Annotated in this window: 16 protein-coding genes and 4 pseudogenes; 11 read left to right on the top strand and 9 right to left on the bottom strand. The window is 61.6% G+C overall.

Features of this window, described 5'->3' with window-relative positions:
• Positions 1 to 16: 16 nt before the first annotated feature.
• Positions 17 to 409: a DUF2267 domain-containing protein gene (locus AU381_RS24815; protein ID WP_064244300.1), complete on the top strand. Its 393-nt coding sequence runs from the start codon at positions 17 to 19 to the stop codon at positions 407 to 409.
• Positions 410 to 518: 109 nt separating this feature from the next.
• The gene (locus AU381_RS24820) at positions 519 to 935 is read left to right on the top strand and encodes a DUF3775 domain-containing protein (RefSeq protein ID WP_014857832.1); all 417 of its coding nucleotides are present in this window, start codon (positions 519 to 521) and stop codon (positions 933 to 935) included.
• 209 nt (positions 936 to 1,144) lie between these two features.
• Here the strand turns inward: AU381_RS24820 and AU381_RS30870 are convergent, their stop codons facing one another.
• Positions 1,145 to 1,405, bottom strand: a complete 261-nt coding sequence (locus AU381_RS30870; protein ID WP_048655418.1) for a hypothetical protein — start codon at positions 1,403 to 1,405, stop codon at positions 1,145 to 1,147.
• Between the two features lie 29 nt (positions 1,406 to 1,434).
• On the opposite strand from AU381_RS30870, the gene AU381_RS30485 reads away from it, so the two are divergent.
• Positions 1,435 to 1,713: a BON domain-containing protein gene (locus tag AU381_RS30485; RefSeq protein WP_048655417.1), complete on the top strand. Its 279-nt coding sequence runs from the start codon at positions 1,435 to 1,437 to the stop codon at positions 1,711 to 1,713.
• A gap of 216 nt (positions 1,714 to 1,929) precedes the next feature.
• Positions 1,930 to 2,436 (top strand): hypothetical protein, encoded by a 507-nt coding sequence (locus tag AU381_RS24830; protein ID WP_014857830.1) that lies wholly within the window; start codon positions 1,930 to 1,932, stop codon positions 2,434 to 2,436.
• Positions 2,437 to 2,456: 20 nt separating this feature from the next.
• Here the strand turns inward: AU381_RS24830 and AU381_RS24835 are convergent, their stop codons facing one another.
• From AU381_RS24835 to AU381_RS24855, 6 genes and pseudogenes are all read right to left on the bottom strand, one after another.
• Complete coding sequence (locus AU381_RS24835; protein WP_064244301.1) at positions 2,457 to 2,666, bottom strand: acyl carrier protein; 210 nt, start codon at positions 2,664 to 2,666, stop codon at positions 2,457 to 2,459.
• Complete coding sequence (locus AU381_RS24840) at positions 2,663 to 3,820, bottom strand: dihydrolipoamide acetyltransferase family protein (protein WP_014857828.1); 1,158 nt, start codon at positions 3,818 to 3,820, stop codon at positions 2,663 to 2,665. Before AU381_RS24840 ends, AU381_RS24835 begins: the two co-directional genes overlap by 4 nt.
• On the bottom strand, positions 3,817 to 4,803 hold the full coding sequence (locus tag AU381_RS24845) for an alpha-ketoacid dehydrogenase subunit beta (RefSeq protein WP_014857827.1): 987 nt from the start codon (positions 4,801 to 4,803) through the stop codon (positions 3,817 to 3,819). Before AU381_RS24845 ends, AU381_RS24840 begins: the two co-directional genes overlap by 4 nt.
• Positions 4,800 to 5,801: a pyruvate dehydrogenase (acetyl-transferring) E1 component subunit alpha gene (gene pdhA / locus AU381_RS24850; protein WP_014857826.1), complete on the bottom strand. Its 1,002-nt coding sequence runs from the start codon at positions 5,799 to 5,801 to the stop codon at positions 4,800 to 4,802. Before pdhA ends, AU381_RS24845 begins: the two co-directional genes overlap by 4 nt.
• Positions 5,798 to 6,277 carry an AMP-binding enzyme gene (locus AU381_RS31115; protein WP_342028748.1) on the bottom strand — a complete coding sequence of 160 codons (480 nt, stop codon included), beginning with the start codon at positions 6,275 to 6,277 and terminating at the stop codon, positions 5,798 to 5,800. Before AU381_RS31115 ends, pdhA begins: the two co-directional genes overlap by 4 nt.
• 42 nt (positions 6,278 to 6,319) lie before the next feature.
• Positions 6,320 to 7,742: pseudogene (locus AU381_RS24855) on the bottom strand (AMP-binding protein); the annotation flags it as partial.
• A gap of 27 nt (positions 7,743 to 7,769) precedes the next feature.
• Here AU381_RS24855 and AU381_RS24860 point away from each other — a divergent pair.
• From AU381_RS24860 to AU381_RS24890, 6 genes and pseudogenes are all read left to right on the top strand, one after another.
• Positions 7,770 to 8,456 (top strand): dienelactone hydrolase family protein, encoded by a 687-nt coding sequence (locus AU381_RS24860; RefSeq protein ID WP_014857823.1) that lies wholly within the window; start codon positions 7,770 to 7,772, stop codon positions 8,454 to 8,456.
• Positions 8,457 to 9,194: 738 nt separating this feature from the next.
• Positions 9,195 to 10,106 (top strand): DnaJ C-terminal domain-containing protein, encoded by a 912-nt coding sequence (locus tag AU381_RS24870; protein WP_014857821.1) that lies wholly within the window; start codon positions 9,195 to 9,197, stop codon positions 10,104 to 10,106.
• 1 nt (position 10,107) lies between these two features.
• The gene (locus tag AU381_RS24875; RefSeq protein WP_014857820.1) at positions 10,108 to 10,425 is read left to right on the top strand and encodes a chaperone modulator CbpM; all 318 of its coding nucleotides are present in this window, start codon (positions 10,108 to 10,110) and stop codon (positions 10,423 to 10,425) included.
• A gap of 456 nt (positions 10,426 to 10,881) precedes the next feature.
• Positions 10,882 to 11,657 (top strand): annotated as a pseudogene (locus AU381_RS30150) (HNH endonuclease); the annotation flags it as partial.
• 185 nt (positions 11,658 to 11,842) lie between these two features.
• A pseudogene (locus AU381_RS24885) lies at positions 11,843 to 13,217 on the top strand (transposase).
• 195 nt (positions 13,218 to 13,412) lie between these two features.
• Positions 13,413 to 14,045 (top strand): VOC family protein, encoded by a 633-nt coding sequence (locus AU381_RS24890; RefSeq protein WP_223843481.1) that lies wholly within the window; start codon positions 13,413 to 13,415, stop codon positions 14,043 to 14,045.
• A gap of 412 nt (positions 14,046 to 14,457) precedes the next feature.
• Here AU381_RS24890 and AU381_RS30885 read toward each other — a convergent pair whose 3' ends face one another.
• Positions 14,458 to 14,706 carry a class I SAM-dependent methyltransferase gene (locus AU381_RS30885; protein WP_064244302.1) on the bottom strand — a complete coding sequence of 83 codons (249 nt, stop codon included), beginning with the start codon at positions 14,704 to 14,706 and terminating at the stop codon, positions 14,458 to 14,460.
• 34 nt (positions 14,707 to 14,740) lie between these two features.
• Positions 14,741 to 14,896 (bottom strand): annotated as a pseudogene (locus AU381_RS31120) (class I SAM-dependent methyltransferase); the annotation flags it as partial.
• 57 nt (positions 14,897 to 14,953) lie between these two features.
• On the opposite strand from AU381_RS31120, the gene AU381_RS24900 reads away from it, so the two are divergent.
• A partial coding sequence (locus AU381_RS24900) for an IS256 family transposase (protein ID WP_244520125.1) occupies positions 14,954 to 15,772 on the top strand: 819 nt, incomplete at its 3' end.

Consider the following 15,772-nt stretch of genomic DNA (forward strand, 5'->3'; position numbering starts at 1 on the left):
ATCATACGATCCAGGAATGTGGCTGAAGGCAGTGGCTGAACGCCTGCATTTCGAAGGACGGCGACACGCTTACAGCGCGCTCAGGGCTACGCTTCACGCGATGCGCGACAGGCTGGCCCCGGAGGATGCCGTCCATCTCGGCGCGCAGTTCCCGATGGTCATTCGTGGACTCTATTTCGAAGGCTGGCGACTGGCGGGAAAGCCGACGGACGAGCACTCCATTGACGAATTTTGCGAGCGTATAGCCCGGGAGCTTCCTCCTCAGTTCGGGATGGATGCCAAAACCGTCGCGACGGGCGTTTTCGATGTGATCTTCAAGGAACTCGACCCCGGCGCGGTTGCAAAGGTGATCGATCAACTGCCAGTGCCCTTGAGGAGCCTGTGGCCGCAAGGCGCGCGACGTGATTAAGACGGGATGAAGTACGTACGGCTTGCCGAACGCGTCCCGGTCTAACCAATCGAGCGATCAGCTGCACGCTACCCTGCTGCCACGCTCCTGATTACAGGTGGACGGAACAATGTTGACGGTCTTGAACCTTTCCCAGGTGCGCTTCATCGCCCTGCTGGCCAAAGCCGCTCGCACAGAGAGTGACGCGCTGCTTGGCAACGTCCCCGAGGAGGATTTCGCTGAGCCAAAGCCGTCGCGCGGCGACCACGACACATTGGCGAGCCTCGGCCTGGAGGACCTTCCCGTTGGTACGTCGCAACGCGATTTTCTCAAGGCTGCGATCAACCGGCTTCCGGGGGCGGCGCTCTATGAGCTCTACGCGCTGATGCGCGTCGGGCAGGGGAACCTCTCGGCGAAGACCTTCGAGCGCGGCCTGTCGGATGCTGAATCGCGCGACATCGCCGAATTGGTCGCAATGATCGTGGAAAATCCGGATCTGCATGATCAGCTCGTCAAGGCCCTCTATGAATGCCGTCTCGAAAGCTGAGGATTTGACGTCCGACGAGCTGGGGCGCGCGAGGACGAGCGCTGAACCGGGAGGATGCCATGGAGAATTCGGAGCTGGTCCGGCGTGCGCTTGCCGCCTTGCGCAGCGAACCGCGCCTCGGTCCCACTTTCAAGCTCGACCTCATTCGGATGGAGCCGGATGGGGCGGCACTCCTTGAGGGAGAGGTCGAAACGGTGGCGCAGAAGCGGCTAGCGCTCGAGCGCGTTGCAGCGATACCCGACCTCAACGGCCTCGTCGACCGGATTCGCGTGCGGCCTGCGGTCCCGATGAGCGACAACGGCATTCGCGATCACCTGCGAAAGGTGTTGGTACGGGAGCCAGCTTTCGAGGGGCTGCGCATCACCGAGTGGGATGGCAAGGGCGCCAGGGAGGTCCGCGGCGCCACGAGAGACGGCGAGATCGCGTTCGAGGTCCAGGATGGCGTCGTCACGCTCAACGGGCGCTCGCAAGCCTCGCCTCGAAGCGGCTCGCGGGCGTGTTGGCATGGTGGATCCCGGGTAGTCGCGACGTCATCAACGGAATTGCCGTCACGCCGCCGGAACAGGATGCACCGATCCTCGTCGAAGAGGCCGTGCGTCTGGCGCTGGAGAAGGACCCTCTGGTCGATGCTGCGCAGGTCCGGGTCGGCGTTCGCCGCCGCGTCGTTCGCCTGACCGGATGGACGAAAACTGAAGCGATCCGCGCCGCCGCCGAGGCGGATGCCTGGTTCGTATTCAGTGTCGATGACGTCATCAACGAGATCGAGGTCGGATCGTAGCGCTTGTCGGCGGCTTGGATTCGTTTGTTTGCCGCAGGTTCTGATCGCAAAACCGTGGGACACTTTATGGAACCTGCTCAGCTTTGAGCCGCATCATTGAGCCTTGCCCGAGGCCTGCTACCGTTTTGAAGATGTCTCATAGGGGAGGTGGCAAATGCTACAGGAGTTGGGAACGACCCCGTCGCAAAACCCCCGCTTGATTGGAGGATATCGGAGATGGAGCCCTATGCCGTCGATATCGACCCGGAGCAGATCGTCCGCTGGATCACTGACGAGGATCACGCCACACCGTGCAAGTTCCGGATCGCCGCCAGCCGGACGTCCGAGCACCGGGCGATCCCTCTTGACGACGCGCGCCTTGGAGATGAGGAGCGCGAGGACCTGACCGAAATCGCAACTGTTGCCACGCTCGAAATCGCTCCGGTACCGGCCTCCGACGGCTGGGTCTTGACCGTAACCGTCGAGGATGAAATCGGGCCTCGGCCGGCCAGGGCAGGCATGCGCGAGATTGACTTGGCGTCATTTTACGATCAGTTCGTTCGTACCGGGCGAGGGACCGCCAGCGTGGCCGCCGAGGTTGACGGGCCGGAAGGGGAGGTGCGGCTCTCGCGCCTGCTCGATGCCGTTGCGACAACCGGCACCCGACTGCGTAGAACGCCCAGGATTTGTCAAAAACGATTGGCGTGCCAGTGCAGGCTGGAACCGGATCACGGCAGCCTCTGACGCAGAAAGGCCACCGCGCCCTAAAGCGTTTGCAGGTCCGGATAATCCTGTTCGAGGATCTCGACGCCTGTCGCCTTGTGCAGACCGATGACGAAGTTCAGGAAGTCCATCGAGTCGATCTCGAATTGCGCACGAAACGACTTGTTCGGATCTATGGGCTCGCCTTCGACATCCGGAGCAACTGCATAGAGGGACCTCGCCACGAGGTCGGAGAGCTCGGCATCGGTCATAGACCCTCCGGATGTGCAAGGAGTTCGGACAGGCGGGTGAGGAACTGAGCCGCATGCCGACCGTGGCTCACTCTGTGATCGCCGGCGAGCGTCACCTGGATTACTTGGCGAATGGCTACGGCATTGCCGACGACCCAGGGGCGAGGGCATGCTGTCCCGCAGCCGACAATCGCCACCTGGTTCGGGTAGATGAGCGGAAAGACACTGTCGGCATTACCTTCGCCGAGATTGCTCAGGGTGACCGTGCCGTCGGTCATCTCGGAGCTGCGCAGCCGGCCGAGCCGAGCCCGAGGCACAAGCTCGGCGATCACGTCCATCAGTTCGTCGACGGTTCTTGAATCGGCGTCGCGGATCGCCGGTGCGATCAGCCCGCCGCCGCGCAACGCGGTCGCAAGCCCCATATGCACAGCTGGCGACGGCCGGAAGACGCCATCCTTATAATGACCATTAAGCTCCGGCACTTGCTTCAGCGCCAGTGCCACTGCCTTCATCAGCGGTGCGATGTAAAGGAGCCGTCTTTCCATCGGACGAATGGCGTTCTGTGTCTCGAGCCATTCGAAGAGCGGGGTGGCGTCGATCGCGTGCATGACCCAGTAATGCGGAATATCGCGGTGGGAGCGGACCATGGCAGCACCGATCGCCTTGCGCATCTCGTCGAGGTCGAGGCCTGCCCCACGGCGGTGCGCTCGTTCAGGACCCGTGGGCACCTGTGCAAGTCCGATGATGCCGTCAGACCCGGGGGCCAAGCTCTCTGGCGATATGCCGAGGGCGGCGGCTCGCCGACGTGCGGCGGGCGTGATCCGCAAGGAAGGCGGTGTTGCCGGGGCCGGCGCCTCTTCAGCTCTCGTGAGTCGCTCTTGTGGTCTCGGTTCGACCGGCTTGGTCGTCTTCACGGCGGGAATAGATGCTTCCTCTTCCGCGGGGCCAACGATCGTTGCAAGCACGGTGCCGACAGGAACCTTTCGTCCCGGCTGAATCCGCTGCTCGCCGATGATGCCCTCATTGAAGACCTCGATCTCGATCGCGCCCTTCTGCGTCTCGACGAGCGCGATGATGTCGCCCCGTTCGACGCGATCGCCCGGCGCTTTGAACCATTCGACCAGTGTTGCGGCTTCCATATCGGCGCCAAGCGACGGCATCTTGAACTCGATCATCGTCGCATCGCCTTTCTGACGGCAGCGGCGATCGACTGCGGCTGAGGAAGCGCCGCGAGTTCGAGATGCCTCGGATAGGGGATCGGCACCTCTGCGCCGCAGACCCGCGCCACCGGGGCATCGAGATCGTAGAAGGCCTGCTCTGTGATGCGGCTGGAAATCTCCGCCGCAAGACTGCCGCTGCGCCAGGCTTCGTCGACGATGATGGCGCGATGCGTCTTCCTGACCGAGGCGATGATTGTCTCATCATCGAGCGGACGCAGGATTCTAAGGTCGATCACCTCGCAATTAATGCCTTCGCTGGCGAGCATGTCCGCGGCGTCCAGTGCTTTCTTGACGCAGGCGCTGTGGGCGATCACGGTCGCATCGGCGCCCTCGCGTCGCTTCGCCGCCTTGCCGATATCGACGGACATGTCACCTTCGGTCGGGAGTTCATCTTCTTCATTGTAGAGCGTCGCATGTTCCATGATGACCACGGGATCGGGATTCATCAGGGCGGGCCAGAGCATGCCGCGCGCGTCGGCGACGGTCGCCGGCGCCAGAACCCGGATGCCGGGAATGTGGCCGTACCAGCCCTCCAGGCTATGCGAGTGCTGCGCCGCAAGCTGGCGTCCGGCACCCGTCGCCATGCGGATGACGATCGGCACCGAGAATTGTCCGCCCGACATATGCCGGAGCGTCGCGGCGCTGTTGACGATCTGGTCGAGCGCCAGCAGGCTGAAATTGATCGTCATGATTTCCACGATCGGGCGCATGCCACCGAGAGCGGCTCCGATACCAGCGCCGACGAAAGCGGATTCCGAGAGCGGCGCATCGCGAATGCGCTCGTCGCCGAACTCGGCGGGCAGACCGAGCGAACAGGCATAGGCGCCGCCATAGCGGTTGACGTCCTCGCCCATGAGAAAGACGCGCTTGTCCCTGGTGAGGGACTCTCGCAGCGCTTCCCGCACGGCTTCGCGATAGGTCATGCGGCGTGTGGTCATGGCACGGTCTCCGGCGGCGAGATGACGTCTTTCACAAGGTCCTCGACCGGCTCCCAATCCGCCGCTTCGGCGAAAGCGACGGCAGCGTCGATTTCCTGCGCGACACCCGCCTCGATCTCCTGTCGGTCGTCCTGGTGAAGGATACCGGCGGACAAGGCCCAGTCAGCGAACAGCATGATTGGATCCCGCTTCTTCCATTCCTCGATCTCCGCCTTCTCGCGATAGAGATCTGGATCAAACATCGAGTGCGCGCGGAAGCGATAGGTCATGGCTTCGATGAAGCGCGGACCCTCGCCCCGGCGAACAGCATGAACGGCGCGGCGCGCCGCCGCTTCGACATCCACGACATTCATCCCGTCGACCGCTTCCGATTCAATACCGTAGACGGCGGCGCGTTCGCTGATGGAAGGGTTGGATTGCGACCGGGCAAGGGCCGTGCCCATGGCATAGAGATTGTTCTCGCAGACGAAGAGCACCGGTAGGTGCCAAAGGGCTGCGAGGTTCAGCGACTCGTGGAATTCGCCTTCCGCGGCCGCTCCCTCCCCGAAAAAGCAGCAGGTCGCCCGTTCGATTCCCACCATCTTGTCGGCGAGTGCGAGGCCGACGGCGAGCGGCAGCCCGCCTGCGACAATCGCGTTGCCGCCGAAAAAGCGGTGGCGCGCGGAGAAGATATGCATGGAACCGCCGCGGCCGCGGCTGGAGCCGGCCGCCTTTCCGAACATTTCGGCCATCACTTCGTTCATCGGAAGGCCGCGCACCAGGGCATGGCCATGCTCCCGATAGGTTGCGACGATGGCCTCGTCTTCCGAAAGCGTAGAGATCACACCGACGGCATTTGCCTCCTCGCCGATGTAGAGGTGCAAGAAGCCCCGGATTTTCTCCTGCGTATAGAGCTCGGCGCACTTTTCCTCGAAACGGCGGATGCGCGTCATCTGGCGCAACAGCTCGAAGGCATGCTCGCGGGTCAGGTGGACGCGATCATCAGCTATGTTCCTCATTTCTCCACCTCAAGCGTCGAGGTGTCGCCTTCAGGCAGGCCGAGCTCACGAGCCTTCAGGAGCCGCCGCATCACCTTTCCGGACCGGGTCTTCGGAAGGCTGCCGCAGAAGTCGATATAGCGGGGCGCGACGGCAGGCCCGAGCCGCTTGCGGGCATGGGCGAGCAGATTCTTGTGCAAGGTTTCGTCGGGCGTGTAGCCGGGGCGAAGCGCCACGAACGCCTTGACCACCTCCATCGCAACCGGATCCGGAATGCCGATCACGCCGGCCTCGGCCACGGCGGGATGCTCCAGCAAAGCACTTTCGACCTCGAAAGGGCCGATCAGATGTCCGGCGGACTTTATGACGTCGTCCGCGCGACCGACGAACCAGTAATAGCCGTCGGTGTCGCGCTTAACGAGATCGCCCGTGAGATACCAGCCATCGACGAAGCACTTTTTATAGCGTTCCTCCTCATGAAGGTAGCCGGTGAACATCGACGGCCATCCCGCCTTCAGCGCCAGTTCACCCTGCTCGCCCGGCGTTTCGACAAAAGTCACGGCACCGGAGGTCTCACGCCTCACCACAGCCGCTTCAATTCCTGGAACCGGCCGACCCATGGAGCCCGGCCTGATCGGCATCGACAGAAAATTGGAGATCATGATGCCGCCCGTCTCGGTCTGCCACCAGTTGTCGTGGATCGGCCGCTTCAGGACATCGCGCCCCCAGATCACCGCTTGGGGGTTGAGCGGCTCGCCGACGCTGGCGATCAGGCGTAGGCGGCTGAGGTCGTTCCGCCGTGGGGGCGGTGTACCAGACGGTCACCTGCTCACGCTCGAGATTGACGTACCATCTTTCAGCGTCGAATTCCTCCTCGTCTGAGATGAGCGTAGAGCCGATCAGGAGCGGCGCAATGATGCCGTAGGAGGTGCCCGTCACCCAGCCGGGGTCGGCGGTGCACCAAAAGATGTCGTCCGGTTTCAGGTCCAGCGCGTAGGCCGCCGTCAGCTTGTGGGCGACGGCCGCGCCGTGCACGTGCATTGCTCCCTTCGGCCGCCCCGTGGTGCCGCTGGTGAAATGGATGACTGCGAGATCATTTGCACGGGTTGGGGCGATGTCGCAAGTGTTCGGCTGTCCGGCGAGCGCCAAATCGAAATCCACCCCACCATCGCCGCCGCCGACCAGGATGATCGTCTTCAGGCTCGGCAGGTCACCAAGTACCGGCTTCACCTTACGCTCGAACAGTCGCGCAGTGGTAACAAGCGCCCTCGCTTCCGCTATCTGCATGCGCGCCCTGATCGGCTCCGGGCCGAAGGCGGAGAAAAGGGGACTGAACACGGCACCTCTTTTCCAGGTTCCGAGGGCAGCGATGTAAAGTGCCGGCACGCGACCGAGAAGGGTGAAGACGCGTTCGCCCGGCACAATCCCCAGATCGGCGAGCGCATTGGCAAAACGGGCACTGTCTTCCGCAAGCCTTGCATACGTCAATGTCGTCGCCAGACCTTCCGCAGCGATCGAGCGCACGGCAATACGCCGGCCACGTCCAGCGGCAACATGGTGATCGGTCGCTTCGTAGCCGATATTGAAGCAGCCGGGCGCGTCAACGCGGCGACCGAAAGTCTCCTCCGGCGTGGGCCAGACAAAGCCATGCCGGACTGCGTCATAGTCAGCAAGGTTCGGCGACGACCGCTGTTTGTCACTCCCGATGTCGATACCCGCTGCCATTACCGCCTCCTTCTCCTCAAACCAAGAATGACCGGAATGCGGGCGGGCAGCATTGATTATGGTCAAAGATCGTCTGTCGCGGCTTGCTGAGCGCATCGCTACGACGCGCCGACATGGGCTTGTGCGGCTCTCTCCGTTCCTTGCCCTCGTATTGGCAGCCGTTGCCGACGTGGATTGAGCAGGATCAAAGTCATTCTGCGACGTTGTGCAACACTGCAACTGTTTCTGTGAAGCCATCGCATTTCCTTCTTGAAGAGGCGAGCCATGACATCCGGCACTGCGCAGACAACAATCAACAGATCCGAAGTCATCGATATCGAGATCGCGCCGCACGGCTTGCCGGGTCGCCTTCGCCTTCCGCCAAACCCGCGCGGAGTCATCGTTTTCGCTCATGGCAGTGGTTCCAGCCGCAACAGCGCGCGCAACGTTTATGTTGCGGAAGCGTTGCGGGAGCAGGGGTTTGCAACCGTGGTTTTCGACCTCCTCAGTGAAGAGGAAGCTGAAAATCGCGCCAATGTTTTCGATATCCCGCTTCTGGCCGAGAGGACGGTTAGTGCATGCAAGTGGGCCTCGACTGCCAATTGGACTCGAGGGCTGCCAATCGGTCTTTTCGGCGCGAGCACCGGCGCAGCTGCGGCTCTTCAAGCGGCGGCCGAGCTCGGCGACCAGGTGTCTGCACTGGTCTCGCGAGGCGGTCGCCCGGACCTCGCGGGGGCGCTCGAAGAGGTCAGGATGCCGACGCTCCTAATCGTGGGGGGATCGGATCGTGACATTCTCGGGTTGAACCGGGCAGCCTTGGCGATGCTTGCCGGTTCCAAGAAGCTGCAGATTGTTCCGGGCGCCTCCCACCTGTTCTCGGAACCGGGAGCGCTCGATGCGGTGGCCGCCGCCGCAGCGGAGTGGTTCGGTCACTACTGCCGTCAGCGCGAAGTCGAACAGGAACGGAGATAGGCGCGTGCGTTTCTCGAACCGTACTGAGGCTGGAAAACAGTTGGCGAAGGCGCTCGAACATTTTCGGGGCGAAGACGTCGTTGTGCTCGCGCTGCCACGTGGGCCGTGCCTGTCGCGGCCGAGGTCGCAAGCCATCTCGGCGCGCCCCCTCGACCTTCTGCTAGTTAGTGCGCAAGATCGGGGTACCCCGGGAGCCGGAACTCGCGATGGGGGCAGTGATCGACGGCAGCGAGCCGACCGTCGTGCGCAACCGCGAGACAATCCGCGTCGCCGGCATTGCCGGCGCCGAATTCGATGACATCTGCGACATCTGCAAAAGAGAACGCGTCGAGATCGAACGCCGGCGGCACCGATATCTTGCTGCTCGCGCGCCTGTAAACGTTGCCGGTCGCATCGGAGGAAAAAGATGGAAACCGACACCGTGGAATTGGATCAGGAGGCGGTCGAGATAATCCCGCCTGAGCCCAAAAGATGCGCTGTGAAGGGAAGCATGCGGTGCTCGTATTGTCAGCGCCCAATGGGAGACGACCCCGACGGGTACGGCATCTGCCAGGAATGTGTCGAGTGTCCGTAAGCCCTTGGCGAAGCCGGCAGCAGGAGAACGGTGCCCGCGCGCTTCCAGTGGGCTGTCCGGCTGGCGACGATGATGGAGGTGACGCCTGTTATGCCCTATCGCGCTTGATGGACACGGCCCCTGATCTATTTCTCTGTTCTTGATAACGTGGCGGCGGGAGGTAAATGGCCAACGATCCGTACGAAACCCTCGGGGTGGCAAAGAACGCGACTCAAAAAGAGATTCAGAGCGCCTATCGCAAGCTTGCGAAGAAACTCCATCCTGACCTGAATCCTGGCGACAAGAACGCGGAGGACCGGTTCAAGGAGGCGTCCGCGGCCTATGCGTTGCTGGGCGACGAGGAGAAGCGCGCACGCTTCGACAAAGGCGAAATAGATGCGACCGGGGCAGAGCAGGCCGCTCGAAACTACTACAAGGAGTATGCAGCGACTCCGGGTGCTGACACGCGCTACCAAAGTACGAGCGGCTTCTCGGATTTTGGCGAGGCCGACGACATTTTTTCGAGCTTCTTTTCGCGAAGAGGCCATGGGCAAACGCATGCGCGCGGAAGAGATCTTCATTTCGCCATGGAGGTAGATTTCCTTGAAGCAGTCAACGGCGCGAAGAAGCAGATCACGCTGCCGGACAGAACCACGCTTGACCTGCAGATCCCTCCAGGCACTCAGGACGGGCAGCCACTTCGGCTTCGAGGTAAAGGCGAACCTGGCCCCGGCGGCGGGCCGGCTGGTGACGCCTTGATTGAAGTTCACGTACGGCCTCACCCGATCTTCACCCGCGATGGTGACGACATCCGGATTGAGATGCCCATCTCCCTTCGTGAAGCGATCCTCGGGGGAAAGGTGTTGGTCCCAACGATATCTGGCAATGTGACACTGACGCTGCCGCCCAATTCGAGCACCGGGAAAACGCTGCGCTTAAAGGGCAAGGGGGTCACCAAGCGGGGCGGCGGCAGCGGCGACCAGTACATTACCGTCAAGGTCATTCTTCCCGATCCCGCAGACCCTGACCTTGCAGCATTCGCCACATCATGGTCGGCGGGAGAGGCCCAAAATCCTCGCAGAGCTTGGGGAGGTTGATATGAGACATTCGGAGTTTTGCGAACGACTTAGCATCGAGCACTCAACGCTCAGCATATGGATGGAACAGGGCTGGGTCGTCCCCGCCAAAAACGATGGACGGGGAGAGTTTCATGACGCCGACGTGGCGCGTGGTCTCTTGATCCTCGATCTCAGCGAAACCATGGGGGTCAACCACGAGGGTATCGACGTCATCATGGCACTCGTTGATCAGGTCCACGGTCTGCGCTCCAAGCTACAAGCGTTGACGGATGCGATACGAGACCAGGATGAGCAAGTTCAGCGGCAGATTCTCCAAAGCCTTGAACGAAGCAGTTGAATTCCCAGGGCATGTGTGGCGCGAAAGTCCCGGCATAGCGCGGGGAAATATGGCTGAAAGGTCCAGCCCAGACCCTCACCGCGGCAGCCATATTAGGGGAGGAGAACCCCGAGATCATCTTGCGGGACTTTAACTCGTGATTCCCATCCTCAAGCCAAAGTATCTCGACGCGCTGTCCGAACGATCGTAGTCCGTGGCATCATCCTTCGTTCCGGATTCGCCACGCGTTCTTGACCTACGAGTGTGGGCGTCTTCAGGGCAAACGAGGTGTTTCGTGCGGAGTAAAAGCCCAGAGATAGAAGTCCAACATGAGCGCTTCGGCGGCGGCGGTCTCAATGTCGGTGATGCCTGCGGAATACCAGGTTCCTGTGTTTCCGGCGGAGGAGACAGCTTCGTAAAGACCGTCTCGACAACACGCCCTTCCAACGGCGTCAGAAGCGGCATCACCATCCTTAGCCGAGGAAGGTTGCCGCGACACGTGGGTATTTTGCCATCGCCAAGGTCGCTGAGGTCATTCCGGATCGCAATGCGCCCGGCATGTACCTCGCGCTGATTGAGCCGGGGACCTATCTCGATTTCATCAAGGCGGTTCCCTTCAGCAATGCCGAAGGGGTGGTCGAACGCGGCGTGCTGAATGACGACGGCCGCATTTCCGGACGGGCGCCGCTGTGAGGCCGATCTCTCCGGGTGATTTCAATCGCATTCTCTCGCTTGGATTCGATGAACGGGAGCCGGAATTGCCACGGATCGGCGAGCCGGAGATCGTCGATCAGGCGCGCGGATTTGGCGAGCAACCGCAGTCACTCTTCAGTTTTCAGCAGGAGCGTGATCGCGTCACTCAGCTCACGTCTCGAATCGTTCGCAATCGTCTTTTCCGCCGGCTTGTCCTCAAAGCTTAGGACAAGCGATGCGCGATCACCGGACTGAAGCTGATTAACGGCGGCGGCCGTGCCGAAGTGGACGCTGCGCATATTCGTTCGGTGGAAACAAACGGTCCTGATATCCTGAGCAATGGCATCGCGCTTTCCGGGACCGCCCACTGGATGTTCGACCGGGGTCTGATCAGCCTCTCCGACGAACTGGACATCCTGATTTCGCGACAGGTGAACGATCCGGAAAGCATCCAGTCGCTCATCAATAGAACGGGACGTGCAATCGTTCCGCAGCGGCCTCACGAAAGGCCGCATCCGCAGTTCCTTCGATGGCACCGGGAAAACTGCTTTAAGCATTAAGCCCGCGGCAGCGGCACAGGGTCTGCTGTTCGATTCCCATCAAGGCGTGGGATTAAAAGTGTCGGACACGGCGGCTTTGCCGGGTCCGCCGAGCGTCTGCAAAGGGGGGATAGTGTTGAAAAAGTCCCGCTTGAAACAGTCCTGAAGCACTGATTCAGTCTTCTTACCGGAAGGAGATTGAGTCGATGATGGGCGAGCAAAGTGTGATGCAGGAGGAGCTTTTTCTATGGCTTCAGTCTGGAACGGCACGTGCCGGCGGACCACCTTCTCAGGGCCATCGACCGCTTCGTTGACCTTTCCGGTGTCCGCCAGCACCTCGCGCCCTACTACAGCCCGATCGGCCGCCCGTCGATCGACCCCGAACTGCTGATCCGGATGCTGATTGTCGGCTACTGCTTCGGCATCCGTTCGGAGCGGCGGCTGTGCGAGGAAGTCCACCTGAACCTGGCCTATCGGTGGTTCTGCCGGCTTGGCCTCGAGGGCGATGTGCCGGACCATTCGACTTTCTCCAAGACGCGCCATGGCCGCTTCCGTGATGCCGATCTGCTGCGTGAGCTGTTTGAGAGCGTCGTGCGGCGCTGCATGAGAGAAGGTCTCGTCGGCGGCGAAGGCTTTGCCGTTGATGCCAGCCTGATCGTCGCGGACGCGCATCGTCAGCGCGGGATCGAGACAGCCGAGGAGCTCGACCCCAAAGCCAAGCGGGCTGTGGGAGAGTATCTCGCCACCCTGGATGATGCCGCCTTCGGAGCCGCCACGCCGGTGGAGCCCAAGTTCATCTCGCCGGTCGACCCAGCGGCACGCTGGACCGCCTCTTGGGGCGGCCCGGCTGTCTACGCCTACTGCACCAACTACCTGATCGATGTAGAGCACGCCATCATCGTGGACGTGGAGCCCTCGACTGCCGTGCGTCAGGCCGAGGTGACGGCCGCAAAGACCATGATCGAGCGTACTCACGACGAACTCGGCCTGTGGCCGGAACGGCTGATTGCCGACACCGGCTACGGCTCGGCCGAGATGCTGAACTGGCTGGTGCATGAGCGCGGGATCGAGCCGCATATCCCGGTGTTCGATAAGTCCAAGCGCAAGGACGGCACCTTCTCGCGTGAGGACTTCGCCTACGACCATGCAAGCGATACCTACCGCTGCCCAGGTGGTAAGCTTCTTCAGCACTACCATCGGCGATTCTCGACACCGCGGACCGGTGTGGGAAAGGACAACACGCTACGTTATCTGGCGAGCAAGCATGATTGTGACGCCTGCGCACTTAAGCCCCGCTGTTGTCCGAAGACGCCGGCGCGCAAGGTAACGCGTTCAATCTATGAGGGCGCTCGCGACATGGCTCGCGACATCGCCAAAACCGACGCGTACCAGACGTCACGCTATCAGCGAAAGAAGGTGGAGATGCTCTTCGCGCACCTCAAACGCATTCTGAAGCTCGATAGATTGCGACTACGCGGCCCCTGCGGTGCCCGCGATGAGTTCCACCTCGCCGCCATTGCCCAGAACCTGAGGAAGTTGGCCAAGATCTGCAGCCGGCGGACGGTAATCCCGGCCAGTTAGCGCGAGGAGGTCACGTCGACCTCAATTGCGACGTCATGAGCGAACCACCTTTCCGGCCAAAAGCCTGACTTCTTCAACACTATCGGGGGGAAGCGGAAGTTGGCAGCCACAACCCCCAATGGCCTTATTGCAGACAAAATTGGTCATTCGCGTCGGTGACGTGTCGCGACTTCAGGTCGCCCGGTTCGATGCGATTTGCTATGTTCTGCATGTCGGCAAGGGAGGCTCGGTATTCCTGTAACCGTCGGTGCACACCATCTCACGGTGTTCACACGCGACATGGACCGTTTCATTCGCTTCTACGAAGAAGTCTTCGATGCAGAGACCAAGTTCGATCTCTCCGAGCCCGGTCCCGGTGGCGGCGCTGTTCGTCACGCGCTTATCGACCTTGGAGGAGGCTTCGCCCTCCATTCATTCCAAATGCCGGAACCAACGGGGTATGAAGACGGCTCGATGCAGATGGGGAAGAGAGGCCACATAGATCATCTCGCGCTGAACGTAGACGATGAAGTGCGGTTACAAGAAGTCAGACGACGTCTGGTGAAGGCTGGCGCGTCGGATGGGACCATTACGGATTTCGGCGCCATCCGCCTCGTTACCTTCAGGGATCCGGATGGAATGGAGGGCGAGGTCGCACGGTGGACCGATAGCAAACGCGTCCTCGGCTTTGATGAACGCAAGCGGGAGATGTGGCCAGATAACAATGGTGAGCATCCAGATATCGCGAAGGTCCGCATCGGGGGGGAACTTTGCCGTACGGCACAGAGTGGACGGTCGACATTGCTCGTGGACATGGACAGCCTCCTCGTCCCGGATTCGTCAAGATAAAGACATTCGCTCCTTGATCCATATTAATCCTTCAGACGGCCGCGCTCACGGTCAAAATACTGTCAGCTCTAGGTGTCGCTGCGTTTAGGTTTGTTTTTGTGCGGGGAATGGCAGCATCGGGGGGAAAGCGGACAAATCGCCGACTAACCGCCGCTCACTGCAGTTGCCACATACCCTTCCTGGGGAAATCGCAACCGGCCATCTGCTAGCACGTATGAGTCCAGCAACACGGACTGAGCGTCTGAAGCGATAGCGTTTATCACAGCTTCGCGGTCGAACTGAGAACGCTCCGACAAAAGCACCGCCATCGGCGTCGCCGTCAATTGAAACCGCACATAGTCGAGGACAGACGGGAACGCAACCTGTTGGGTGACAGTGTGAATTTCCACCTGATCGAAGCCTGCGCCTGAGACTAGGGTGCGCAGCTCCTCCGCCTCAGCAAAGATATGTTCAGCGCGCTTCGTGTTTGACGCTCCTGCGCCAAGATGCGCGCAGGCGTGCGCTCGATGGCACTGTAGACGCTGAGGGCAAGCCGACCGGAGGCCACCAGTACCCGCCTCATCTCGCGAAGGGCTCGCAACCGGTCCGGGAAGAACTGGAGTCCGAGTTGGCAGAGGACGACATCGAAGGAGGCGTCCGGGAAATGGAAGACCAAGAGCACTCCCTTCGACCCATTCGATCGGTAATTCCGAGTCAGCCGCAGCTCGGGCCACTGCAAGCATGCCAGGGTTTAAGTCTAGACCGACAACTCGGTCGCGTCCCCACCAGTGGTGTAGCTGGGCGGTAGCCAAGCCGCTCGCGAGCGCGCCCTCGATAGCGCCGTAGCGAGCGAGCGGCGTAGCGGTGGTCATCGAAGTTCCCCGGTAGGGTCGGGTTGCTGACACCAACCTGATTCGAAGGAACCATCGATGACCGACGACATGATGAGCCTGCGCGCGCTCGTGGAGAAGACCCCGGATTGCGATCTCCTGCGCGAGATGATCGGCTTCGCCGCCGAGCGCCTGATGGAGCTTGAGGTGGGGGCCGCCACCGGCGCCGCCTTTGGCGAGAAGACCCCGCTGCGGCTGGCCCAGCGCAACGGCTACCGCGAGCGCGACTGGGAGACGCGGGCCGGCACGGTCGAGCTGCGCATTCCGAAGCTCCGGAAAGGCTCCTACTTCCCCTCGTTCCTGGAGCCGCGGCGCATGGCCGAGAAGGCGCTGACGGCGGTCATCCAGGAAGCCTATGTGCAGGGCATCTCGACCCGCTCGGTCGACGACCTGGTTAAGGCCATGGGCATGAGCGGTATTTCGAAGAGCCAGGTCAGCCGGCTGTGCGAGGAGATCGACGGCAAGGTCAAAGCGTTCCTCGAAAGACCGATCGAAGGCGACTGGCCGTATCTGTGGATCGATGCCACTTACCTGAAGGTCCGCCGTGGCGGCCGCATCGTCTCGGTCGCCGTGATCATCGCCGTCGGCGTCAACTCAGACGGCCGGCGCGAGGTGCTGGGCATGGAGATCGGCACCTCGGAGGCCGAGCCGATCTGGACCGAGTTCCTGCGCAAGCTGACCCGGCGCGGACTGCGCGGCGTCAAGCTCGTCGTCTCCGATGCGCACGAAGGCCTCAAGGCGGCCGTCACCAAGGTTCTCAGCGCCACATGGCAACGTTGCCGGGTGGGGCTGTTGAAGAAGTGCTATGTATCTGATTCAATTGAGCAGTCGTTGATTCTCTGGAGCCTCCACGATGCT

Source organism: Sinorhizobium glycinis (assembly GCF_001651865.1).
Lineage (GTDB): Bacteria > Pseudomonadota > Alphaproteobacteria > Rhizobiales > Rhizobiaceae > Sinorhizobium > Sinorhizobium glycinis.